We start from the raw sequence: 22,497 nt of genomic DNA, 5'->3' as shown, positions 1-22,497 counted from the left end.
TCACTTCCGCACCGGCGCGCCAGCGGATCGGCAACCGGGAGCAGAACCTCGAAACGGGCAGGACTGCACTCCCTTAACAGACTAAGTGAGTCGACGTAGTCCGATCGGACAGTTGCTCATGAGCGTTCGGACCAGAGTTGATGGGACGCTGCGTTCTCGGCCTTGGTCAACAGGTCACGGAAGCGACCCGCGCCGGACACCGGAGAGGCCCAACCGGCCGACATCTCCACCAGCCGGGTCTCCGGCCGTTCCAACCAGGACAGGATCCGTTCCGACTCCTCCGGGGTGGCCGCCGGGACCGGGCCGTGCCCGGCCGACACCGTCTCGGCGGTGGCCCGGATGGTGGCCAGGGTCGGTCGTGGGTGGACCCCGGGCGGGCTGACCCCCGCGCCGGCGAGCCGACCGTGCCGCACCAGCGCCAGCTCCCAGCCGCCGCGTTCGGCCGGCCGGGCGGCGGCCACCTCGGCGATGCTGGTCAGCGCGGCCAACCGCTGCATGCGTACGGTCGCCCGCAGCACCGCCGCCAACCGCGACCGGAGCACCGCCGCCTCCTCGTAGCGCTGACCGGCGGCCAGCGCCTCGATCCGGGCCAGCAGGGCGTCCACCACCGGCTTGGCGTCGCCGGTGGTGGCCTCGGCGAACGGCGTCACCGCGACCGCGTCGTACTCCTGGGGGGTGATCCGGTGCTCGCACGGTGCCAGGCAGCGACCCAGCTCGGCCAGCGCGCAGGCCGGCGTGACGGTGCGCAGCGACAGCCGGTGGGTGCACTGACGCAGGGGCACCGCGTCGTGGAAGCCGGCGGCGGCCAGCTCCGCGGCCCGCCGCGAGGAGAACGGCCCGAGGTAGGCGCGGTCGTCGGGGGAGATCTCCCGCACCACCGACAACCGGGGGTACGGCCCGTCGGTCAGCTTCAGCCAGACCACCCGCTCCGGATATTTCGACCGCCGGTTGTACGGCGGCGCGTGCGCCCCGATCAGCCGCAGCTCCCGGACCTCCGCCTCCAGCGAGTGGGCGCACTCCAGCGCCTCGACCCGCTCGGCGGCGGCCAGCATCTCCGAGATCCGGGCGCGCTTCTCCGCGGCGGTGAAGTAGCTGCGGACCCGGGTGGCGATGTCCCGCGAGGTGCCGACGTACAGCGGTCGGTCGTCGGCGGCCCGGAAGATGTAGACCCCGGGGGAGCGGGGCAGCCCGTCGGCCAGGTGCCGCTTGCGGCGTTGCGTCGGGGTGACCGCGCGGGCGAACTCGATGGCCTCGCCGATGGTGTCGACCCGGTGCCCGCCGAGCCGCCCGATCAGCCCGTGCAGCACGTCCACGGTCGCCCGGGCGTCGTCCAACGCCCGGTGCGTCGGGGTGGTGCCGGCCCGGAAGTAGGCCGCCAGGGTGCCGAGTTTGCGGTTGGGCACCTCGTCGCGCAGCAGCACCCGCCGGGCCAGCGCGGCGGTGTCCAGCACCCGGGGGTTGGGCCAGCGGTAGCCGTGCCGGGCACAGGCAGCCTTGAGAAAACCGACATCGTACGGGGCGTTGTGGGCGACCAGCACGGCATCGGAGACGAACTCCAGGAAGCTCGGCAGCACCTGCTCGATGGGGGGCGCGGGCAGCAGCATCGCCTCGGTGATGCCGGTCAGCACGGTGATGAACGGTGGAATCGGCACACCGGGGTTGACCAGGGTGGCCAACACCCCCAACTCCTCCCCACCGCGCACCTTCACCGCGCCGATCTCGGTGATGCCGCCGCCGTCCGGTGCCCCACCGGTGGTCTCCAGGTCGACGACCACGAACGTCGTCGCGTACAGCGGCAGCGCCGGATCGACGCCGTCGACGGCCGGGTCGAGCCCGGCCAGCGCCGGCTGGAGGTATTCCTGTGCTGCCATCGGCGGCACGGTAACCGTCCGGTCCGACACTCCCGCCCCACCGGTCCCATTCGCCACCACCGGTCTAGGATGAGAGATCGGCTCACTCACCGGGCGGTGGGCCCGGTCGCGGTGGGAGACTTGCCACATGCCCCTCACCGAGCCGCACGATGACAACCTCTCCCAGGAGGAGCAGGTCGTCGCGGTGCCGGCTGCCGGTGACCTCGCCGATGTCGCCGCCGCCGGGGGGTTGGGGGACCCGCAGACCACCGCCGATGGCGGTGCCGACGCCGGGACCGCCGGCGCGCAGAGCGCCGCCGATCCGGATGCCGAGCAGACGCCCGAGCCGGAGCCGAGTCTGCCCGAGCCGGTCCGGCAGCGGATCGTCTCCCTCACCGCCGCCGTGCTGCCCGGCCTGCCCGGCGACGAGGTGCCCGTGCCGCTGCGTCGGGTCGCCAAGTTCGCCCCCAACCGGCGGGCCCGCCTCGGCGCGCCGGTGATCGCCGCCCAACTCGCCGCCGACCCGCTGTTCCGTCAGCGGGTCACCGCCCGGGTGCTGGCCGACGCCGGTGACCTGGGTGCCGCCGTCGTCGACGGGACGGCCCCCGCCGCCGCCGACCCGGTCGAGGTGGCCGCCCTGGCCTACCTGGCCCGGCCGCGCGGGTGGCGGCAGCTGATCGACGCCAGCGGCGCGGCCGTCCGCGCCGAGGCCGACACCGCCGTGGTGGCCGAACTGGTCCGCCAGGCCGAGCAGCGGGCCAACCGGGCCGACCACGACCGCGCGGTGGCCCGGGTCGAGGCCGACAAGCTGCGCGACGAACTGGCCCGGGTCCGCGAGGAACTGGGTCAACTGCGCGAGGAATCCCGCCAGCTGGCCCGGACGCTGCGGGAGAGCCAGGCCCGCGAACGCCGGGCGAGCGAACTGCTGGCCACCGAGCGGGGCCGGGCCGCGCGGGCGGCGGCCGACGCGGACGCCGAACTGCGCCGGGCGCGGGCTCGACTGGCCGAAGCCGAGGCGGCGGCCGGGGTCGCCCGGGCCAGCGCCAAGGAGGCCCGGTCGGTCGACGACGCCCGCCTGTGGCTGCTGCTGGAGACCATCGGGCAGGCCGCCGTCGGGCTGCGCCGGGAGTTGGCCCTGGACCCGGTGGAGAAGCTGCCCGCCGACTTCGTCGCCGACTCCTACGCCGACTCCTCGACGGCCACCTCCACCGGGGCCGCGGCCCGGGCCCGGGACACCGACGACCCGGCCCGACTGGACCAGCTGCTCGCCCTGCCCCGCGCCCACCTGGTGGTCGACGGCTACAACGTGACCAAGCGGGGCTTCGGGGAGATGTCGCTGGAACAGCAGCGCAAGCGGCTGATCACCGGCCTGGGCGGGATCGCCGCGCAGACCGGTGACGAGGTCACCGTGGTCTTCGACGGCGCCGAACGGATGCACGGGCTGCCGCCCACCCCCCGCGGGGTACGGGTGCTCTTCTCCCGCAAGGGCGAGACCGCCGACGAACTGATCCGCCGGCTGGTCCGCGCCGAGCCACCGGGGCGTCCGGTGGTGGTGGTCTCCTCCGACCGCGAGGTCGCCGACGGGGTACGCCGGCACGGTGCCTACCCGTTGGGCGCGGACTCGCTGCTGCGCCGCCTGTCCCGCTCCTGACCGGACCGGCTGCGCTCCACTCGGGTGGGGACACCCCGGGCCGGGCAATAGGATTGGCGCCCATGGCGACAGGAGCGACGGTATGAGAGGCAGAGCGGACGGCCGGTCCGATACCGGTCGCTGCGCCGGGTCGCCGCAGGCGGGTCGGGTGGCCCGGTGAGCCCGCGCGGTTGGGCCGTGCTCACCCTGGCCGGGCTCGGCCTCGCGGTGCTGGTGGCGGCCCTGGTGCTGATCCCGTGGAACCGTCCGCCCGCGCCCCGCGCCGACCAGCTCGCCGCGCTCCGGGACCTCCCCGGCGACCAGGTGGAACGGGCCCGACAGTTCCGCTCGGCGCTGCGCCCCGGCAGTTGGGCGGCGCTCGGTGTCGGGCTGCTGGTGGCGCTCGCGCTCGGGCTCACCCCGCTGGGCAGCCGCCTGATCGAACTGGCCGGGCGCCCCTTCGGTGACCACTGGACCGCGCAGGCGATCCTCGGCGGGCTCGCCGTGGTGCTCGTGGCCGACCTGGTCACCTTGCCCTTCGCCGCCTGGCGACACGGCGTGCTCACCCGGTGGGGACTGGCCACCAACGGCTGGGCCGGCTGGGCCGTCGACCTGCTCAAGTCGTACGCCGTCAGTGCCGTCATCGGCGCGGTGGCGCTGCTCGGCTTCTACACCGTCGTGCGACTCGCCCCCCGCTGGTGGTGGGCGTTCGGCGCGGCGGGGGCGGCGACCCTGGTGGTGCTGCTGTCGTTCGTGCTGCCGGTGCTGGTGGAGCCGGTGTTCAACCGGTTCAGCCCGATGGAGCCGGGGCCGCTGCGCACCCAGCTGATGGACCTGGCCGCCCGCGACGGCGTGCCGGTGCGCGACGTGCTGGTCGCCGACGCGTCCCGGCGCACCCGCGCGGTCAACGCCTACGTCTCGGGATTCGGCCCGACCCGCCGGGTGGTGGTCTACGACAACCTGCTGCGGGAGGCGACCGACGCCGAGGTGACCGCCGTGGTGGCCCACGAACTCGGCCACGCCAAGGACCGGGACGTCCCGGTCGGTACCCTCACCGGCGCGCTCGGCGCGGCAGCCGCCGTGGTGGCGCTCTACCTGATCGGCTCCTGGCCGCCGCTGCTGCGCCTGGCCGGTGTCGGCTCGGTCGCCGAGCCGCGCGCGTTCGGGCTGCTGCTCGCCCTGGTCACGGTGGCCGGGCTGATCTTCGCGCCGGTGCAGGCGTTGATGTCGCGCCGGGTCGAGGCGCGCGCCGACGCGCACGCGCTCGCGCTCACCGGTGACCCGGCCGCGTTCGAGTCGATGCAGCGGCGACTGTCCTCGGTCAACCTCTCCGACCCGGATCCGCCCCGCTGGGAGTACCTCTACTCGGCCTCCCACCCCTCCACCGTGGAGCGGATCGCCGCCGCCCGCGCGTACGCCAGAAAGGCCGGTTGATGGGTCGCACGTTGCTGGTCACGAACGACTTCCCGCCGCGTCCCGGCGGCATCCAGTCGTTCGTCCACAACCTGGCGGTACGCCAGCCCGCCGGCTCGGTGGTGGTGTACGCGTCGAGTTGGCCGGGTGCCGACAAGTTCGACGCCGACCAGCCGTTCGAGGTGATCCGCGAGCGCACCCGGATGCTGCTGCCGACCCCGCTGGTGGCCCGCCGCGCCGCCCGGCTGGCCCGGGCCTACGACTGCGACAAGGTCTGGTTCGGGGCGGCCGCCCCACTGGGCCTGCTCGCCGCGGGGCTGCGCCGCCGGGCCGACGTACGCCGGGTGGTCGCCCTCACCCACGGGCACGAGGTGGGCTGGGCGGCGCTGCCGCTGGCCCGGACCGCCCTGCGGCGCATCGGTCGGGGCACGGACGTGGTCACCTACCTCGGGGAGTACACCCGCAGCCGGCTGGCCCGCGCCCTGGACGGGCTGACCGAGCTGCGGCAACTCGCCCCCGGCGTGGACACCGAGCTGTATCACCCGGCCGTCGACGGCACCGAGGTACGACGCCGGCTGGGGCTGGCCGACCGGCCGGTGGTGGTCTGCGTCTCGCGGCTGGTGCCCCGCAAGGGCCAGGACATGCTGATCCGGGCGATGCCGCTGATCCAGCGTCGGGTGCCCGACGCGGCGCTGCTGGTGGTCGGTGGCGGACCGTACCGGGCGACGCTGACCCGGCTGGCCCGCCAGGTCGGCGTCGAGCGGGAGGTGGTCTTCACCGGCTCGGTGCCCGCCGAGGAACTGCCCGCCCACTACGCCGCCGGTGACGTGTACGCGATGCCCTGCCGGACCCGCAACCGTGGGCTGGACGTGGAAGGGCTCGGCATCGTCTACCTGGAGGCGTCGGCGACCGGCCTGCCGGTGGTGGCCGGTGACTCCGGCGGCGCACCGGACGCGGTGCGGCAGGGGGAGACCGGCTATGTCGTCGACGGCCGGGATCTCACCGCACTCGCCGACCGGGTGGGCACCCTGCTGGCCGACCGGGACCTGGCGCGGACCTTCGGTGCGGCCGGTCGGGCCTGGGTGGAACGGGAGTGGCGCTGGGAGACCCAGGCCGACCGCCTGACCGCCCTGCTGAACGGCTGACCGTCGGCGCTCCTCAGCGCAGCCGGGCGAGGATGTGATCGGCGGGGGCGGGACGGCCGAAGTGCCAGCCCTGGCCGGCGTCGCAACCGATCGCGCGCAGCCGCTCGGCCTGCCCGACGGTCTCCACCCCCTCGGCGGTCACCGTCAGGTCCAGCGCGTGGGCCAGCGAGACCAGCGAGGCGAGGATCCGCTCGTCGGCGGCCTCCGGGGCGCGCAGGCCCCGGACGAACTCGCCGGCCACCTTCAGCTCGGTCACCGGCAGGTCCCGCAGGTAGGCCAGGTTGCTGTAACCGGTGCCGAAGTCGTCGATGGCGATGCGTACCCCGAGGTCGGCAAGCGCCCGTAGGGCCCGCACCGGCTCCTCGGCGCTGCTCATCATCATGCTCTCGGTGATCTCCAGTTGGAGCCGGTTCGGTGGCAGGCCGGTGCGCTGCAGCAGGCCGCACACCTCCTGCACCAGATCGGGGCGGCGCAGCTGACGTACGGCCAGGTTGACGCTGACGTACGGCGGTTCGCCGGTGGCGGCCGACCAGCCGACCGCCTCCCGGCAGGCCTCGGCGAGCACCCAGGAGCCGAGCGGCACGATCAGCCCGGTCTCCTCGGCCAGCCCGATGAAGCTGTCCGGACGCAGCACCCCCAACTGCGGATGCTGCCAGCGCACCAACGCCTCGACCCCGAGCACCGAACCGTCCTGCAGCGAGGTCAACGGCTGGTAGTCGAGGTAGAACTCGCCCCGCTCCAGCCCGCCGGGGATGGCCGCGCTGAGCGCCTGCCGAGCCTGTTCCCGGCTGTCGCGTTCGGCGTCGTACAGTGCCCAGCCCGCACCGCCGGCGCTCTTGGCCCAGTGCAGGGTGCTGCCGGCGGCCCGCCACAGGTCGTCCGGTGTGGTGCCGGCGACCTGGCGTTCCACCACGCCGACGCTCGCGGTGACCGTGACGTCGTGCCCGCCGACCAGCACCGGCTCGGCGAGGGCGGCCAGCGCCGACTCGGCGACCGCCACCACGTCACCGGTGCCGGTGGAGCGTTCGACGAGGATCATGAAGGCGTCCCCGCCGAGGCGGGCCACCAGGTGAGGTTCCACAGCGCGGCTGAGCCGGTGGGCCGCCGCCACTAACGCCCGGTCGCCGATCTGGTGCCCGTACGAGTCGTTGATCCGTTTGAACCGGTCGATGTCGAGGAAGCACAGCCCGACCCGGTGGACGTCGTCGCGAGGTTCGCTGCAGACCGCGGCGAGCCGTTCGGCGAACAGCGTCCGATTGGGCAGGTCGGTGAGCGGGTCGTGGGTGGCCTGGTGCCGGAAGCGTGCCTCGCTGGCCCGCAGCGCCCGCTCCGCGTCGGCCCGGGCGATCAGGGCGGCCCGCCGGATCGCCTCCTGCTCGTCCAACGTCCGGTCGCGCAGCGCGCGGGCGTAGCCGGTGGCGATCGCGGCGAGCAGCCGGGCCATCCGGTCGGCGATGTCGTCGGCGACCAGGTCCAGGTCGCGTACCAGCCGGAGTTGGATCACCTCGACGGTACGACCGAGCGCCTCGGCGGAGGCGATGTGCGAGGCGACCAGTTCGGTGGCCACCCGGTGCCCGGCGCGCAGGTCGAGCGGTTCCGTGCGCAGGGCTGCGGCCAGCTGGTCGGTGAGCCGCTGCAACAGCAGCTCCAGCTGGGCGTGCGTCATCGGGAAATAGCTGGTGCCCGCCAACGCCTTGGCCCACGCCCGAGCGAACGCGCCGGGGCGGGCGGGACCGTCCGGAGGCTCACCCACCGAGTCGCCCGACCCCACCGAGGAAGACGGCCCGCTCGGCGTCCTCGGCGCTGTCCGGGGTCTCCGGCCGCCACTGCGGCACCCACACCACCCCGGGCTCGACCAGCTCGAAGCCGTCGAAGAACGCGGTCAGCTCGGCCCGGCTGCGGACCCACAGCGGATTGTCGGTGCGCTGGTAGACCTTCTGCGCCTCGGCCCGCTCGGCCTCGCTGCGACCGTCGTCGCTGGCCTGCGACAGCACCAGGTAGCTGCCCGGGGCCAACGCCGCCCGCAGGGTGCCCAGCACCTCGGCCGGCCGGTCGTGCTCACCGACGAAATGCAGCACTGCCACGACCAGGACGGCGACCGGCTGCGAGAAGTCGATCATCGCGCGGACGTCCGGGTGGGCGAGGATGCGCTCGGGATTGCGGAGGTCCTCCTGGACGACCGTGGCGCTCTCGTTGCCGGCCAGGATCTCCCGGCTGTGCGCCACCGCGACCGGGTCCACGTCGACGTAGACCACCCGGGAGTCGGGGGCGTGCCGCTGGGCGATCTCGTGCACGTTGCCGACGGTCGGGATGCCCGAACCGATGTCCAGGAACTGGCGGATCCCCGCCTCGGTGAGGAACTGCACGGCCCGGCGCAGGAAGGCGCGGTTGGCCTGGGCCATCAGCGGAGCCTCCGGAACCGCGGCCACCATCGCCTGGGCCGCCGCCCGGTCCACCGCGAAGTTGTGCGACCCGCCGAGGTAGTAGTCGTACATCCGAGCGACGCTGGGCCGCTCGACATCGATCGTCTCGGGTGCCCAGTCCGGCCGCTGCAATGTTCTCACTCCTCCGCACACGGTGTCGGCGTCAATGCCCCGGCGGGTATTCTGCCCCGCTTTCGTCACCGAGACCATAGTGCGTCCGCAAACGCAGGTCGATACGAAAGTTCCGTGCCCGCGCGGTGGCGGACACGGATCCCTTCGTCGACGTGGGTGTTGCTCAGAACTTGGGCGCGTCCGGGGCTTCGAGCAGACCGAGCCGCAGCGCGGTCATCAGCGCCTGGGCCCGGTTGGCCGCGCCGAGCTTCTCGTAGAGCTTGGAGATGTGCGTCTTGGCGGTCGACTCGCTGACGAACAGCTGCTTGGCGATGCCGGCCACGCTCATGCCGTCGGCGAGCAGCCGCAGCACCTGGCCCTCGCGCGGCGACAGCTGCGGCCCGGACGGGGCCAGCCGGCGCTTCATCGCCTCGGCCAGGTCGGCGGCGGTGAAGGCGCTGGGGGAGGAGGCGGCGTGCCGGGCGGCGGCGACGACCTCGTCGGCCGGCGCGGTCTTCGGCACGAACGCGCTCGCCCCGGCCTCCAGGGCACCGAAGAGCTGGTCGTCGCCCGCGTACATGGTGAGCACCACGATGCCCATCGACGCGCTGGACTTGCGCAGTGCGCGGGTGGCCTCCAGGCCGCTGCCGTCGGGCAGCCGCAGGTCCATGATCACCACGTCCGGCTGCAGCGCGCCGGCCTGCCGTACGCCCTCCGCCGCCGTGGCGGCCTCGCCGACGACCTCGAACTGCCGGTCGCGCTCGAAGGCGTGCCGCAGGCCCTTACGGATCAAGTCGTGGTCGTCGACAAGGAGGACCTTGGTACGGGTAGCCGGTGTCGGACTTGTGGTCATCCTCGGGTTACTCCCCTTCTGCTGCGGCGGCGCTACCGCGAAGGTTATCGCGCCGGGGCGACGAGCCGACCACCACCGCCACGGTCGTCCCACTGGGCTGACGTGGTCTGATCTCCAACCGGCCCCGGATACGTTCCGCCCTCTCGGCCATGATCGCAAGCCCATAGTGCCCGTCGGAACGTTGGTCACCTATGCCGTGACCGTCATCCGACACTTCGATCTGGGCGTACGGCGGATCCACCTCACAGGTGACCCAGAGGTTGGTCGCCCCGGCGTGCTTACGGGCGTTGGTCACCGCCTCCTGGGCGATGCGCAGCAACTCGGCCTCGGTGGCGGCGGGCAGCCGGGCGGTGGACTCGTCCAGCGACAGGTGCACCCGCAGCCCGCCGGAGGCCCCGACGGTACGGGCGTACTCGGCGATCGCGGCGGCCAGACCGCCGTGCCGGTCCACCTCGCTGCGCAGCTCGAACAGGCTCAGCCGCAGCTCGGTGATGACCCGGGTGACCTCCTGACGCAGGGTCCGCAGGCTCTCGGCGGTCTCCTCGGCGTCCTCGTGCACGGTGGCCAGCGCGTTGTCGATGCCGTAGCCGACCATCACCAGTTCCTGGGCCACCCCGTCGTGGATCTCGCGGGCCAGTCGCTGCCGCTCCTCGTTGGTGGCCAGCGACCGCACCTCGTCGAAGAGCAGGGCGGCCTCCAGCCGCAGCGCCGCAGGCCCGGTCAGCCCGGTCACCTCGGCCGTCACCGCCGACGGGTAGGCGTGCGCGGCGTCGGCCTCCAGCACCACAAGGCCGACCGTGCGGACCCCGGCGACCAGCGGCACGATCAACGCCGACACGTCCCCACCCCGGTGCGAGCGGGACTGGGAACGGGCCGCGGTCTGCGGCTGCTGACTGGCCCAGGCGTCGGCGATGGCCGAGTCGGCGTCGAGCGTGGTCTCCCAGTCGACCCGGTCCGCGCCGATCTGGGCGAGCACCACCAGTCGCCCGCCGCCGCTGGCGGAGAGCACAGCTCCCCGGTCGGTGCGGGCCACCGTGCGCAACTCCTCCAGCAGATGCTCGGAGATCCCACCGGGGTCCAGCGTCGCGCCGGGCAGTTGGCGGGCGACGGTACGCAGCTGGGTCAGCAGCCGGGTCGCCTCCGCGTACGGCTGGGGTTTGGTGTCCTGCCGCAGCTGCATCACCCGGTGCAGCGTCTGCGCCGCGTAGAGACCGAGCACGGCCAGGATCAGCCACTGGGCGCAGACCGCGAGGTAGCCCGTCTGGGTCATCTGCCGCGCCCCGCCGACCTCGGTGAACGCGCCGGTGATCAGCAGGGTGGCGGCGACCGTCGCGATCAGCAGAGCGCCCTCGCGGAACCGGCGTCGCAGCGCGGTGACCGTCACCGGCACCGCCAGGTACGGCAGCACCGCGGAGGCGCCCAGCCCGTCGATGTGCCCGCCGATGGTGGCGACCGCCGCGACCTGACTCGCCGCCAGGCCGAGCACCACCACCTCCGCCGTCCGGCTGATCGGCCCGATCAGCCAGTGCTCGGGGGCCATCGACGCGGGCAGGCCGGCGACCGCGAGCAGGACGATCCACCAGAGCTGGGTCAGGTCACGGGTGGCGAGCAGGGTGAGGACGGCGACCAGGGCGAGCACGACCACCCGGGTCGCCGAGGCGAGCGGATGGGAGCGGGCCAGGGCGGTTGTCGAGGCGGACACGTGACGGATGGTAGTCAGCCGCGGTAGATGTCTGCGATTTCCGCCGCGTACGTCTTGTGGACAACTTGACGCTTGACCTTCATCGACGGGGTCAATTCGCCGGTGGCCTCGGTGAAGTCCTGGGGCAGGATGCGCCACACCTTGATCGCCTCGGCCTTGGAGACCGACTGGTTGGCCAGGTCCACCGCGCTCTGGATCTCCGCCCGCAGCCCCTCGTGCTCGCGCAGCGTCTCGGCGCTGGTGTCGGCGGGCAGGCCGACCGACTCCAACCAGGCCGGCAGCGCCTCCTCGTCGAGGGTGATCAACGCGGCGATGAACGGCTGCCGGTCGCCCACCACGACGCACTGGCTGATCAACTGGTGGGCCCGTACCTGGTCCTCCAGCACGGCCGGGGCGACGTTCTTGCCGCTGGCCGTCACGATGATCTCCTTCTTCCGACCGGTGATGGTCAGGTAGCCGTCACCGTCCAGCGAACCGAGGTCGCCGGTGCGGAACCAGCCGTCGGAGCTGATCGCCTCGGCGGTCGCCTCGTCGTTGCGCCAGTACCCCTGGAAGACGATGTCACCGGCGATGAGCACCTCGCCGTCGTCGGCGATCCGGATGGTCACCCCGGGCAGCGGCCGACCGACCGTACCGATGCGGGTGAAGCCCGGCAGGTTCGCCGACGCCGCCGGGGAGGTCTCGGTCAGGCCGTACCCCTCGCAGACCGGCACTCCGACGCCCCGGAAGAAGTGGCCCAACCGGGCGCCGAGCGGCGCTCCACCGGAGATCGCGTCCCGGCAGCGTCCGCCGAGCGCGGCCCGCAGCTTGCCGTAGACCAGCTTGTCGAAGAGCGCGTGCTGGACCCGCAGCGCCAGACCCGGCCCGGCGGAGGTCTCCAGCGCCTCGCTGTAGGCGATGGCGACCGCCTCGGCCCGGGCGAAGATCTTGCCCTTGCCGGCGGCCTCGGCCTTCTGCTTCGCGCCGTTGTAGACCTTCTCGAAGACCCGGGGTACGGACAGCACGAAGGTGGGTTTGATCTCTTGCAGCTCGGGGACCAGGTTCTTGACGTCCGAGCAGTGCGCCATGGTGGCCCGGGCCTGCACCACACCGATCTGGATGAGCCGGGCGAAGGCGTGCGCCAGCGGCAGGAAGAGCAGCGTGGAGGCGTTCGGGCCGAACAGGTTCGGCAGCACCGGCACCGCGTTGGCGATGTCGGAGTACATGTTGCGATGGGTGAGCACGCAGCCCTTGGGGCGGCCGGTGGTGCCGCTGGTGTAGATGATGGTCGCGATGTCCGCCGACCGCAGCCCGGCGCGCCGCTGCTCGATCTCGGCGGGCTCCACCATGCTGCCCGTGGTCATCAGCTCGTCGATCCCGCCGAGGTCGATCTGCCACAGGTGCGTCAGCTCGGGCAGCCGGTCGCGGACGCCGGCCACCAGGGTGGCGTGCGCGGTCGACTCCACCACGGCGGCCACCGCGCCGGAGTCGGCCAGGATCCAGGCGGCCTGTTCGGCGCTGGAGGTCTCGTAGACCGGCACGGTGACCGCACCGGCGGCCCAGATCGCGTAGTCGACCAGGGTCCACTCGTAGCGGGTCCGGCTCATCAGCGCGACCCGGTCACCGGGCCGGACGCCGGCGGCGACCAGGCCGCGGGCGACCGCGACGACCTCGTCGCGGAACTGGCGGCAGGTGACCTCCACCAGGCCGCCGGTGGAGTCGCGGCGGATGAACTGCACCGCGTCCGGCGCGACCTCGGCGTTCTCCCAGACGGGATCGGTGAGGTTTGCCGAGTCGCCGACGGTGACGATCGGCGGGACGGAGAACTCGCGCACCTGCACTCCCTCGTGCTTGCACTGGCCGGTCCGGGTGCCACCGGCGGGTCTGCTCATCTCGAAACCTACCTGCCCCGTCGCTGACGAGCACATCGCAGGTGGGGCGGCGCGGCACGACCGGCTCCCGGGGCGGGTAGCCTCCCCCCATGGCGGACTCCTCCACCCAGTCGATCACCATTGCCGCGTCACCGGACCAGGTGGCGGCGGTCATCTGTGACTTCCCGAGCTATCCCCGGTGGACCGACGCGATGCGCGAGGTCGAGGTCATCGAGGAGTACGAGGACGGTTACGCCAGCCAGGTCCGTTTCGTCCTGGATGCCGGCGTGCTGGCCGACGAGTACGTGCTGGAGTACGCCTACGCCGAGGACCTGTCCCGCATCGAATGGCACCTGGTGACGCCGTCGAAGATGCAGAAGCTCCAGCGCGGGTCGTACGACCTGGTCGGTAATGCCGACGGGAGCACCACCGTGACCTACACCCTGGAGGTGGAACTCGCGGTCGGGATGCTCGGAATGTTCCGGCGCAAGGCCGAGAAGATGATCATGGACACCGCGTTGAAGCAGCTCAAGCGCCGGGTAGAAGCAACTGGTTCGGCGCAGTGACGCGTCCGGCGGCACGGTCGCCACGGTAGAGGAGCCCACGATGGGTGCAACGGATCCGGGTTCGGCCCGACAGGAGGCGGAGCGGCTGGTCGCCACTCTGCTGGCCAGCGCGCGGTTGGCCGCCGGCAACCCCGGTACAGGGCCGCTGGGCTCACTGAGCGGGATCATGACCAGTGTCCTCGGTCACAACGACTCGTCCGAGGCGTCCGGGGCCGCAACCGGCCCGGGTTTCGCCACCGGTGCGCCGGAATGCTGCGTCTGTCCGGTCTGCCGGGGAATCGCCGCGTTGCGCGATCCGAGTCCGGAATTCGCCGAGAGGTTGGCCACCGGCGCGGGCGATCTGGCCGCCGGACTGGCGAGCTTTCTGCGGGCCTTCGCCCCACCCGAGGCGCCCGACGACCCCTCCGGCGGCCCGGGCGGGGACCCGGACAGCGACCACGTGTGGCGCGAGGCGACCCGTACCGGGCATGATTCTCAGCCGGCACCGGATCGGCACGTCTGGACCGCCGCGACGCGAGCGGAAGAGGGTGCCGTCCCGGCCGTCCCGCCCGTCGATGCCGCCGGGCCGGTCGCGGACGCCGTAGGCCCGACGCCGGAGACCGGCCGCCCGGTGGTGCCCGCCTCACGGACGCCGGACGGCGAGCACCGGACCGCGTCGGAGGCCGCGGCGCCCACCAGCGCCGAGCAGCAGGGCGCAGCAGGCGACGAAGCCTGATCTCAGGACGACCCGCACCACCGGCCAGGGCGCAGGTACGCGCGGGGCACAGCAGAGGGGAGTGGCAGCGGTGACGCTGACCATCGGAGTCGACGTGGGTGGCACGAAGGTGGCCGGCGGTGTCGTCGACGACACCGGCACGGTGCTGGTGCAGACCCGACGGGACACCCCCGCCGACGACGTGGGCAAGACCCGCGACGTCATCACCGAACTCGTCGCCGAACTGGCCGCCGGGCACGACATCCAGGCGGTCGGCATCGGCGCGGCCGGCTGGATCGACGCCAGCCGCTCCACCGTGCTGTTCGCCCCGAACCTGGCCTGGCGGGACGAGCCGCTGCGGGCGTACGTCAGCGCGGCGGTCGGCCTGCCGGTGATCGTCGAGAACGACGGCAACGTGGCCGCCTGGGCGGAGTTCCGCTACGGCGCGGCCCGCAACGCCGACGACTCGATGGTCATGTTCACCATCGGCACCGGCGTCGGCGGCGGCATCGTGCTCGGCGGTGACCTGGTCCGGGGCGCCAACGGCATCGCCGCCGAACTGGGTCACATGCTCACCGTCCCGGACGGGCACCAGTGCGGCTGCGGTCGGCTCGGCTGCATCGAGCAGTACGCCAGCGGCAGCGCCCTGGTGCGCTTCGCCCGCGCCGCGGCCCGGCAGGAGCCGCAGCGGGCCACCGCGCTGCTGGAACTCGCCGACGGCGAGGCCGAGGCGATCACCGGCCCGATGGTGACCGCCGCGGCCAAGAGCGGCGACCCGGTCTCCGCCGAGGCGTTCGCCCAGGTCGGGCGCTGGCTCGGCACCAGCATGGCGGACATGGCGCAGATGCTCGACCCGCAGGTGCTCGTCGTCGGCGGTGGCGTCATCGACGCCGGTGAGCTGCTGATGGGCCCGACCCGGCGGTCGTACGCCGAGTCACTCGCCCAACGCAGCCGGCTGCCGGTGGCCGAGATCCGCCCTGCGGAGTTGGGTAACGCCGCCGGGGTCATCGGCGCGGCCGACCTGGCCCGGCGGATCTGAGGTGGCCGACGCCTCCTGCGGCGTGCCGCTGCGCGTCGTGTCGTACAACGTGCACGGCCAGCGCGACGACGTCGCCGCGCTGGCCACGGTCGTCCGCCAGTTGGCACCCGACGTCGTGATCGTCCAGGAGGGGCCGCGTCGGTTCGGTTGGCGCGCGAAGTCGGCCACGCTGGCCGCCTCGTTCGGTCTCGTGGTCGCCGCCGGCGGGTTGCCGGCGCTGGGCAACCTGCTCCTGGTCAGCCTGCGGGTACGGGTGACCGGGGTGCGGCACCAGCGCTTCCCGCTGACCCCCGGCCGGCACCTGCGCGGTGCCGCGTACGCCGACTGCGTGGTGGGTGGCGGGGCCCGCTTCACGGTCGCCGGCTCGCACCTGGCCACCGACCCGGTCGAACGGCCCGACCAGGCGAAACTGTTCAAGCGCGAGCTGGACGTCGCGCCGTTGCCGGTGATCGCGGCGGCCGACCTCAACGAGGAACCGGACGGCCCGGCCTGGTGCACCGTCGGGCAGGGACTGACCGATGCGGCGGTGGCGGCGGACCGGGCCGACCGGCTCACCTACTCCTGCGCGGACCCCCGGCGACGCATCGACGGGGTCTTCGTGGACCCCCGGATCACCGTGGTCGACTACGACGTGCTGGACACCCCGCTGAGCCGCCGCGCCAGCGACCATTTTCCGATCGTCGTCGACCTGCTCCTACCCGTCGCCGATTGAGCGACGGCGCTCGGACGGGCTGGACATACCGCGCGGATGTGGAGAGGATTTCGCGCGACCCGGCAGGCGTGCCGAGACGAAGGAGATCCCCCGGTGCCTACCCCCACCGAGCACGGCCGGCCCGATGCGGAGACGACCACACTGGCCCGCAGCCACGACGGTCGCCCGATCGCCGACCGGGGCGACACCGTCTGCGTCATCGGCGCCGGAGCCAGCGGCCTGACCGCCATCAAGAACCTCGCCGAGCACGGCTTCGGTGTCGACTGCTACGAGCGGGAGACCGGCATCGGCGGTGCCTGGAACTGGCGGCACGACCGCAGCCCGGTGTACGCCAGCACCCACCTGATCTCGTCGCGGCCGTTCACCCAGTTCCCCGACTTCCCGATGCCCGACGACTGGCCGGACTATCCACACCACAGCCAGCTGCTGTCCTATTTCGAGCGCTACGCCGACCACTTCGACCTGCGCCGACACATCTGGTTCGGCACCGAGGTGGTGCGGATCGAGCCGGTCGACGGCGATCGGTGGGACGTCACCACCCGCAGCACCGGCGGCTACGGCCCCGAACGCACCTCCCGGTACGCCGCCGTGCTGATCGCCAACGGGCACAACTGGTCGCCGAAGCTGCCCCGCTACGACGGGTTGGAGCAGTTCCGGGGCGAGGTCATGCACGCCTCGTCCTACAAGGACCCGGCACAGCTGCGCGGCAAGCGGGTGCTGGTGGTGGGCGCCGGCAACACCGGCTGCGACATCGCCGTGGAGGCCGCCCAGCAGGCCTCGCACTGCTGGCACTCCACCCGCCGGGGCTACTGGTACGCCCCCAAGTACGTCTTCGGTCGTCCGGCCGACCAGGTCAACGACACCCTGCTGGCGCTGCGGGTGCCGCTGCGGCTGCGCCAGTGGCTCTACCACCGCACGTTGCGGCTGACCGTCGGTGACCTGACCCGCTTCGGTCTGCCCGCACCCGACCACCGGGTGTACGAGACCCACCCGATCGCCAACAGCCAGCTGGTCTACCACGTCGGCCACGGCGCGATCACCCCGGTGCCGGACGTCGCCCGGCTGCACCCGCACTCGGTGGAGTTGACCGACGGTCGGCAGATCGACCCGGAGCTGGTCGTCTTCGCCACCGGCTACCTGCCGCGCTTCGAGTTCCTGGACGCGAAGATCCTCGGTGACGACGAGGGCGTGGGACGCCCCCGGTTGTGGCTCAACGCGTTCGTGCCGAACCATCCGACCCTCGCCGTCGCCGGCCTGCTCCAGCCGGACTCCGGTCTGTTCCCGCTGGTGCACTGGCAGGCGGTGCTGTTCGCCCGGCTGTTGCAGGCCCGCATTACCCGCCCGGACCGGGCCGACGCCTTCGCCGGTCGGGTCTCGGCGGGCGCGGGCGAGCGCTACTCGGGACGGGTCAAGGACTCGACCCGGCACTGGTTCGAGGTCGGCCACGTCGACTACCTGCGCGCCCTGGAGCGTGCGCTGCGTGACCTGGAGGGCAAGTGACGCAGGTGAGCGAGCGGCCGCGGATCGTGCGCGGCTGGGAGTGGGCCCGTCCGGTCCGGCCGGTACGGCGGGAGGTGCTCAGCGCCGTTCCCGAACTGGAGGAGGGGCAGCCGCCGCTGTTGTTCGTACCGGGCTTCGGGCACGGCGCCTGGGCGTACGCGGAGCACTGGCTCGGGCACACCGCCTCCCGGGGATTCCCGGCGTACGCGGTGAGCCTGCGCGGGCACGGCGGCAGCGGCCCCGCGCCGGAGGCGGACCTGCGGGCGTACGCGCACGACGTGGTCCAGGCGGCGGCGGGCCTGCCGCGCCAGGCGGTGCTGGTGGGGCACGGCGCCGGGGCGCTGGTGGTGGCGCACGCCCTGGCCCGCTACCCGGCCCGGGCGGCGGTGCTGGTGGCCCCGGTGTTCGGTGGCTGGGCGAGCCTGGGCGCGGCGCTGCGTCGCAACCCGTTCGGCACCCTGCCGGCGGTGTTCGGCGGCGGCCTGCGGCTGAGTCGAAGCCAGCTGTTCAGCCGGGAACTGCCCGAGGCCGAGGCCCGGCGGTACACCGCCCGGCTGGGCCGGGCCGCCCGGCGCGCCCAGTGGCAACTGCTCACCGGTGCCGACCCGGAACCGCCGGTGGGCCGCCCACCGGTGCTGGTGCTGGGCAGCCCCGACGACCGGGTGGTGCCGGCGGCGGCGCTGACCCGCGCCGCCCGGCGTTACGGCTCGGCCCCGCTGCTCTTTCCGGGCATGGGACACGACCTGATGCTGGACGCCCGGTGGCAGGAGCCGATCGACGCCATCCTCGACTGGCTGCTCAAACACCCGGGCCGCACCGGCCGACCCTGATCGGGCCGTCGGGTCCGCCCTGACCGGGGCGGTGGGCCGACCCACGCGGTCGGGTCGGCCCGGTGGCTCGGCTCAGCCGCCGAGCCGGGTGAGCAGCAACCCGGTCTGGTCCAGGGTGGACAGATAGGAGCGGGCCCAGGCGCGGATGTCGTGCTCCCGCAGGTGCGCGCGCATGGCCTGCATCCGTGCCCGTACGTCGGCCGGCTCGGCGCGCAACGCCGCGAGCAACCCCTGCTTGAGCCCTTCCAGATCGTGCGGGTTGACCAGGTACGCCTGCGACAGTTCGGCGGCGGCCCCGGCGAACTCGCTGAGCAGCAACGCGCCGGCGTCGTCCACCCGGGCGGCCACGTACTCCTTGGCGACCAGGTTCATCCCGTCCCGCAGCGGGGTCACCGCCATCACGTCCGCGATCCGGTAGAGCGCGGCCAGTTCGGTCCGGTCGAACGGCTGGGTGAGGTAGTGGATCGCCGGCTCGCCCACCCGGCCGAACTCGCCGTTGATCCGTCCGACCTCGCGTTCGACCCGGTCGCGGAGGATCTGGTACTGACCGACCCGTTCCCGGCTGGGCACCGCCACCTGCACCAGGACCGTGTCGCGGACCTTGACGTGTCCACCTTCGAGCAACTCGCTGTAAGCCTTGAGCCGCTGCTCGATGCCCTTGGTGTAGTCCATCCGGTCGACACTGAGGATGACCTGGTCCGGGCTGCCGAGGTCGTGCCGCAGCCGGCGGGCCCGGTCGACCACCTCGGGTCGGCCGGCGAGCGCCGCCATCTCGGCGGTGTCGATGGAGACCGGAAACGCTCCGATGCGGACGATCCGGTCCTCGACCGCGATCCGCCGGTCGGTGGCCGGCAGACCGAGCACCTTGGTCACCAGTTGGGCGAAGTTGTGCGCGGCCTGGGCCCGCTGGAAGCCGACCAGATCCGCGCCGAGCATCCCGTGCAGCAGTTCGGCGCGGCGCGGCAACTGCATGAACAGCTCCGGCGGCGGAAACGGCACGTGCAGGAAGAAACCGATGCGCAGGTCGGGCCGCAGGGCACGGAGCAGGCCCGGCACCAGTTGCAGGTGGTAGTCCTGCACCCAGACCACCGCGCCGTTGTCGGCGACCTGGGCGGTGGCCTCGGCGAAGCGCTGGTTGACCCGCTGGTACGCGTCCCACCAGCGCCGGTGGTGCTCGGGTTGCTCCACCGCGTCGTGGTAGATCGGCCAGAGGGTCGCGTTCGCGAAGCCCTCGTAGTGATCGCGCAGGTCTTCGCTGCTCAGCGGCACGGTGTGCATGCGTACCCCGTCGACGTCGGGCAGGGTGGGCGCGGGACCGGTCCCGCCGGCCCAACCGACCCAGGTCGCCGGGGTGTGTCTCAACAGGGGGTGCAGGGCGCTCACCAGGCCACCAGGACTGCGTCGCCACTCGCAGGCGCCATCGAGCGCCACGTTGTCGTTGATGGGGAGGCGGTTGGCCACCACCACGAGGGAGCTCTGTCGCATCTCGGGCATTCCGATCAGCAGGGGAGTGACCGCCACGAGAAAAAGGAACAACCGGGCAGTCGGAGGGTGACGTGACGTACTGTCGGTATTCCTACTGACAGTAAGTTACACCACTGTTACATCCCTCCGCGTAGGCGGTCTGCGTCTCGGTATCCGGGCGGCTACCGACTCGGCGGGCTCAGACGACCGCCCCGTCGTCGGGATCGCGTTCCTCGTCGCCGGGACGCAGCCGCCACACGAGCGTGACGAAACCGGCGAGGATGCCGGTGAAACCGAGCAGCGTCACCACGCCCCGGTCGGCAGGGACCAGGTCGGGGAAGAGGAACAGCACGAACCCGAGCAGTACGGCGAGCACGCCGGCCACCGCGAACTTCGACACCCGGGGCAGCGGTGGGGGCGGGGGCGGCACGTAACGCTCGTCGGCGTCCGGGTCGTCGGGCAGGTCCGCGCCGAAGGTGTCCAGGCCGTCCAGCAGGGAGGGGCCGTCACCGTCGCGTGGGCCACGGCCCACCGAGACACCGGAGATGTCCGCCGCGTACGGCAACCGGCGTACGCCGGTCGCGGTCGGCCCGGCCGGCTCGTCCGGGCCCGGCAGGGTCGCGGTCGTGGTGGTGCCCGCCCGACCCGGCGGCTCGTCCACGTCCTCCGCGGCCGGCCACGGGTGCGCCCCGGCGGCCGGGGAGGCGTTGAACCCGGCGACGATCTGAGCCCATTCGGCGTCGATGTCCGGTTCCTCGTTGACCCGCCCCGAGGTGCCCTCGTCGGACAGTTGGTTGAGGTAGTCCCGGGCCGTGCTCAGGTGCGAGCGGTCCACGTAGAGCCGGTCGACCGGCCGAGGCGGGACGGTGGTGGTGCGGGTGACCGGATTCAGATCCGCCGACGGTTGCAGGTAGGCGGCGATGCCGCCGGCCGCCAGCACGTCGAGCAGGTGCTCGCCGACGCGCGGATCGACGTCGCCGGCCACGGCGTACTCGTTCGCGTCGATCCCGTTGTCCCGCCGCCCCCGACGGGCTCCACCCGCTGACACCGGACCATCCTCCTCATCGCGCCGCCGGCGCGCCCCGCGTCCAGCCCCTGGGCGCCACCCACACGCCGTGCCCTGAATCGTGACACGTCCGGACCGGGTTCGGGGAGTGCCTTGTGGCGTGGGGTACCCGGGCGCGTCCCGCGTCGCTGGTCGACACGCGGCTCTTTGTCCTTTTGTGCGGCGCGTGCCAGGCGATCCGGCGGGACGGTCAGGCGCAGAGGTTCGCCACGGCGACCCGGACCGGGTCGGGGTTGGCCCAGCTCCAGTTGGGGTGCGCGCGGTTGGTGAGCAGGACGAGCACGATCCGGCGGCCGGGGTGCACGAGAAGCGAGGTGCCGGTGAAGCCGGTGTGTCCGAAGGTGCGACTGGTGGCGAGTTTGCCCATGAACCAGGGCTGGTGCAGCACCACCCCCAGACCATGGTCGGAGGTGCGGTCGGGACGTTCGGCGTCGACGGCGGGCAGGCCGACGTTGACGTTTGTCAGCATCCTCGCGGTGGTCTCCGCAGAGAGGATCCGGGTGCCGCGGTAGGTGCCGCCGTCCAGCAGGAGCTGCCCGATGACGGTGAGGTCGGCGGCGGTGGAGAAGATGCCGGCGTGCCCGGCGATCCCACCCAGGTGGTTGGCGACGTCGTCGTGCACGGTGCCACGCAGCAGTCCCCGGCTGGAGCGGGCGTCGGTGGCGACGAGTCGGGCGGCCTGGTCGGCGCTGCTGAGCCAGGTCTTCGGGTTGAAGCCGGTGTCGCGCAGACCGAGCGGGCCGGTGATGCCGGACTTGAGCGCCTTGTCGAGCCGTTGGCCGGTGACGTGCTCGACGAGTTGGGCGGCGACCATGAGACCGACGCTGGAGTAGCGGAAGACCGTGCCGGGGGTGGCGCCCTTGATCAGCGGGGTGGCCAGCACGGCGGCCCGCCGGGCGGCGTCGTCGGGCAGACCGGTGACCTTGGCACCGACCGGCAGCCCGCTGGTGTGCGCCAACAGCATGCCGACGGTGACCTTGCTCTTGCCGGCGCCGGTGAAGCCGGGCAGATACTCCACCACGGGGGCGTCGAGGGCGATCCGGCCGGCGTCGACCTGCTGCAAGGTCAGGATGGCGGTGAACACCTTGGTCAGCGAGGCGGTGTCGAAGATCGAGTCGTGGCGCATGGCGACCTGCTTCGACTCGGGCAGTAGCACCGGGCCGGCACCGTAGCGCAGCGCCTTGCCGACCACGGCCCGGGCGACGAGCTTGCCGTCGACCTGCACGTAGGCCACCGCGCCCGCGTACGCGGGGTGGTTCGGGTTCTGTGCCGTGGGCTTCAGGTGCCGGGTCAGCTCCATCGTCAGGGCCCGGCTCAGCGGTGACGGCGTGCCGATGCCGGCCTGCCCGCTCAGGCTACCGTCGGCCGCCGCCTCGGCCGAGCTGCCCGGCGCCGCGCCGAGCGCCTCGCCGGCCGCCGAGGAGGGCGTCGCCGTGGGCGGCGCACTCGACGCCCCGGCGCGGGGACGGTGCGTCGCGGCAGGGCCGGTGGGGGACCCGGTGGCGGCAGCGGCGTCCGGCGTGGACGGCGACGCGGGCTGGCGGCAGCCGGCGACGGCGGCGGTGACTGCGGCCAGGCCGAGCCCGAGCACGGTACGACGGTGCACAGACATGCGCCGCATCATGACAGGCCTGGATCGTCCGACAAAG

The 22,497-nt window shown here is 73.0% G+C and carries 18 protein-coding genes; 9 read left to right on the top strand and 9 right to left on the bottom strand.

Annotated elements, in window-relative coordinates; all coding sequences use genetic code 11:
* Positions 1 to 116: 116 nt before the first annotated feature.
* The gene (locus JMF97_RS06255) at positions 117 to 1,871 is read right to left on the bottom strand and encodes a DEDD exonuclease domain-containing protein (RefSeq protein WP_203220634.1); all 1,755 of its coding nucleotides are present in this window, start codon (positions 1,869 to 1,871) and stop codon (positions 117 to 119) included.
* A gap of 127 nt (positions 1,872 to 1,998) precedes the next feature.
* Between JMF97_RS06255 and JMF97_RS06250 the strand changes: the two genes are divergently transcribed.
* The 3 genes from JMF97_RS06250 (at position 1,999) to JMF97_RS06240 (ending at position 6,038) form a co-directional block, all read left to right on the top strand.
* Entirely contained in the window at positions 1,999 to 3,501 is a 1,503-nt protein-coding gene (locus JMF97_RS06250; protein WP_203220633.1) for an NYN domain-containing protein, read from the top strand.
* A 156-nt stretch (positions 3,502 to 3,657) separates the two neighbouring features.
* A complete protein-coding gene (locus JMF97_RS06245; protein ID WP_203220632.1) occupies positions 3,658 to 4,914 on the top strand; it encodes a M48 family metallopeptidase in 1,257 nt (418 codons plus the stop codon).
* Positions 4,914 to 6,038: a glycosyltransferase family 4 protein gene (locus JMF97_RS06240; protein ID WP_203220631.1), complete on the top strand. Its 1,125-nt coding sequence runs from the start codon at positions 4,914 to 4,916 to the stop codon at positions 6,036 to 6,038. Before JMF97_RS06245 ends, JMF97_RS06240 begins: the two co-directional genes overlap by 1 nt.
* Positions 6,039 to 6,051: 13 nt before the next feature.
* On the opposite strand, the gene JMF97_RS06235 is transcribed toward JMF97_RS06240, so the two are convergent.
* The 5 genes from JMF97_RS06235 to JMF97_RS06215 all read right to left on the bottom strand — a co-directional run bounded on the left by JMF97_RS06235 (position 6,052) and on the right by JMF97_RS06215 (position 12,941).
* A complete protein-coding gene (locus tag JMF97_RS06235; RefSeq protein WP_238358931.1) occupies positions 6,052 to 7,704 on the bottom strand; it encodes a putative bifunctional diguanylate cyclase/phosphodiesterase in 1,653 nt (550 codons plus the stop codon).
* 79 nt (positions 7,705 to 7,783) lie between these two features.
* Positions 7,784 to 8,593 carry an SAM-dependent methyltransferase gene (locus tag JMF97_RS06230; protein WP_203220897.1) on the bottom strand — a complete coding sequence of 270 codons (810 nt, stop codon included), beginning with the start codon at positions 8,591 to 8,593 and terminating at the stop codon, positions 7,784 to 7,786.
* Positions 8,594 to 8,756: 163 nt separating this feature from the next.
* The gene (locus tag JMF97_RS06225) at positions 8,757 to 9,425 is read right to left on the bottom strand and encodes a response regulator transcription factor (protein ID WP_007072219.1); all 669 of its coding nucleotides are present in this window, start codon (positions 9,423 to 9,425) and stop codon (positions 8,757 to 8,759) included.
* Positions 9,426 to 9,432: 7 nt separating this feature from the next.
* Positions 9,433 to 11,127 (bottom strand): GAF domain-containing sensor histidine kinase, encoded by a 1,695-nt coding sequence (locus JMF97_RS06220; protein WP_203220629.1) that lies wholly within the window; start codon positions 11,125 to 11,127, stop codon positions 9,433 to 9,435.
* 14 nt (positions 11,128 to 11,141) lie between these two features.
* A complete protein-coding gene (locus JMF97_RS06215) occupies positions 11,142 to 12,941 on the bottom strand; it encodes an AMP-dependent synthetase/ligase (protein ID WP_203220896.1) in 1,800 nt (599 codons plus the stop codon).
* 146 nt (positions 12,942 to 13,087) lie between these two features.
* On the opposite strand from JMF97_RS06215, the gene JMF97_RS06210 reads away from it, so the two are divergent.
* The 6 genes from JMF97_RS06210 (at position 13,088) to JMF97_RS06185 (ending at position 18,318) form a co-directional block, all read left to right on the top strand.
* Positions 13,088 to 13,543, top strand: coding sequence for an SRPBCC family protein (locus JMF97_RS06210; protein WP_203220628.1), 456 nt, complete (start codon positions 13,088 to 13,090; stop codon positions 13,541 to 13,543).
* A gap of 40 nt (positions 13,544 to 13,583) precedes the next feature.
* Entirely contained in the window at positions 13,584 to 14,258 is a 675-nt protein-coding gene (locus tag JMF97_RS06205) for a hypothetical protein (protein WP_203220627.1), read from the top strand.
* 70 nt (positions 14,259 to 14,328) lie between these two features.
* Positions 14,329 to 15,276 carry an ROK family glucokinase gene (locus tag JMF97_RS06200; protein WP_013735145.1) on the top strand — a complete coding sequence of 316 codons (948 nt, stop codon included), beginning with the start codon at positions 14,329 to 14,331 and terminating at the stop codon, positions 15,274 to 15,276.
* A gap of 1 nt (position 15,277) precedes the next feature.
* Positions 15,278 to 15,988 (top strand): endonuclease/exonuclease/phosphatase family protein, encoded by a 711-nt coding sequence (locus JMF97_RS06195; protein ID WP_203220626.1) that lies wholly within the window; start codon positions 15,278 to 15,280, stop codon positions 15,986 to 15,988.
* A 93-nt stretch (positions 15,989 to 16,081) separates the two neighbouring features.
* Entirely contained in the window at positions 16,082 to 17,488 is a 1,407-nt protein-coding gene (locus JMF97_RS06190; RefSeq protein ID WP_203220625.1) for a flavin-containing monooxygenase, read from the top strand.
* 5 nt (positions 17,489 to 17,493) lie between these two features.
* Entirely contained in the window at positions 17,494 to 18,318 is an 825-nt protein-coding gene (locus tag JMF97_RS06185) for an alpha/beta hydrolase (protein ID WP_203220624.1), read from the top strand.
* Between the two features lie 72 nt (positions 18,319 to 18,390).
* Here JMF97_RS06185 and JMF97_RS06180 read toward each other — a convergent pair whose 3' ends face one another.
* The 3 genes from JMF97_RS06180 to JMF97_RS06170 form a co-directional block, all read right to left on the bottom strand.
* Entirely contained in the window at positions 18,391 to 19,803 is a 1,413-nt protein-coding gene (locus JMF97_RS06180; protein WP_203220623.1) for an alpha,alpha-trehalose-phosphate synthase (UDP-forming), read from the bottom strand.
* Positions 19,804 to 19,981: 178 nt separating this feature from the next.
* Positions 19,982 to 20,830, bottom strand: a complete 849-nt coding sequence (locus tag JMF97_RS06175) for a DUF308 domain-containing protein (RefSeq protein ID WP_203220622.1) — start codon at positions 20,828 to 20,830, stop codon at positions 19,982 to 19,984.
* Positions 20,831 to 21,038: 208 nt separating this feature from the next.
* Positions 21,039 to 22,460, bottom strand: coding sequence for a serine hydrolase domain-containing protein (locus JMF97_RS06170; protein ID WP_238358791.1), 1,422 nt, complete (start codon positions 22,458 to 22,460; stop codon positions 21,039 to 21,041).
* Positions 22,461 to 22,497 lie beyond the last annotated feature (37 nt).

The organism is Micromonospora fiedleri, assembly GCF_016774385.1.
Taxonomy (GTDB): Bacteria; Actinomycetota; Actinomycetes; order Mycobacteriales; family Micromonosporaceae; genus Micromonospora; species Micromonospora gifhornensis.
The sequence above is the reverse complement of the archived record's forward strand: the minus strand, read 5'-3'. Positions and strand labels throughout refer to the sequence as shown.

What these genes read in the sequence shown, in the direction of transcription:
- JMF97_RS06255 (WP_203220634.1), bottom strand. Translation starts at nt 1,871, where the DNA reads ATGGCAGCACAGGAATACCTCCAGCCGGCGCTGGCCGGGCTCGACCCG.
- JMF97_RS06250 (WP_203220633.1), top strand. Translation starts at nt 1,999, where the DNA reads ATGCCCCTCACCGAGCCGCACGATGACAACCTCTCCCAGGAGGAGCAG.
- JMF97_RS06240 (WP_203220631.1), top strand. Translation starts at nt 4,914, where the DNA reads ATGGGTCGCACGTTGCTGGTCACGAACGACTTCCCGCCGCGTCCCGGC.
- JMF97_RS06235 (WP_238358931.1), bottom strand. Translation starts at nt 7,704, where the DNA reads ATGACGCACGCCCAGCTGGAGCTGCTGTTGCAGCGGCTCACCGACCAG.
- JMF97_RS06225 (WP_007072219.1), bottom strand. Translation starts at nt 9,425, where the DNA reads ATGACCACAAGTCCGACACCGGCTACCCGTACCAAGGTCCTCCTTGTC.
- JMF97_RS06210 (WP_203220628.1), top strand. Translation starts at nt 13,088, where the DNA reads ATGGCGGACTCCTCCACCCAGTCGATCACCATTGCCGCGTCACCGGAC.
- JMF97_RS06205 (WP_203220627.1), top strand. Translation starts at nt 13,584, where the DNA reads ATGGGTGCAACGGATCCGGGTTCGGCCCGACAGGAGGCGGAGCGGCTG.
- JMF97_RS06180 (WP_203220623.1), bottom strand. Translation starts at nt 19,803, where the DNA reads ATGCGACAGAGCTCCCTCGTGGTGGTGGCCAACCGCCTCCCCATCAAC.
- JMF97_RS06170 (WP_238358791.1), bottom strand. Translation starts at nt 22,460, where the DNA reads ATGTCTGTGCACCGTCGTACCGTGCTCGGGCTCGGCCTGGCCGCAGTC.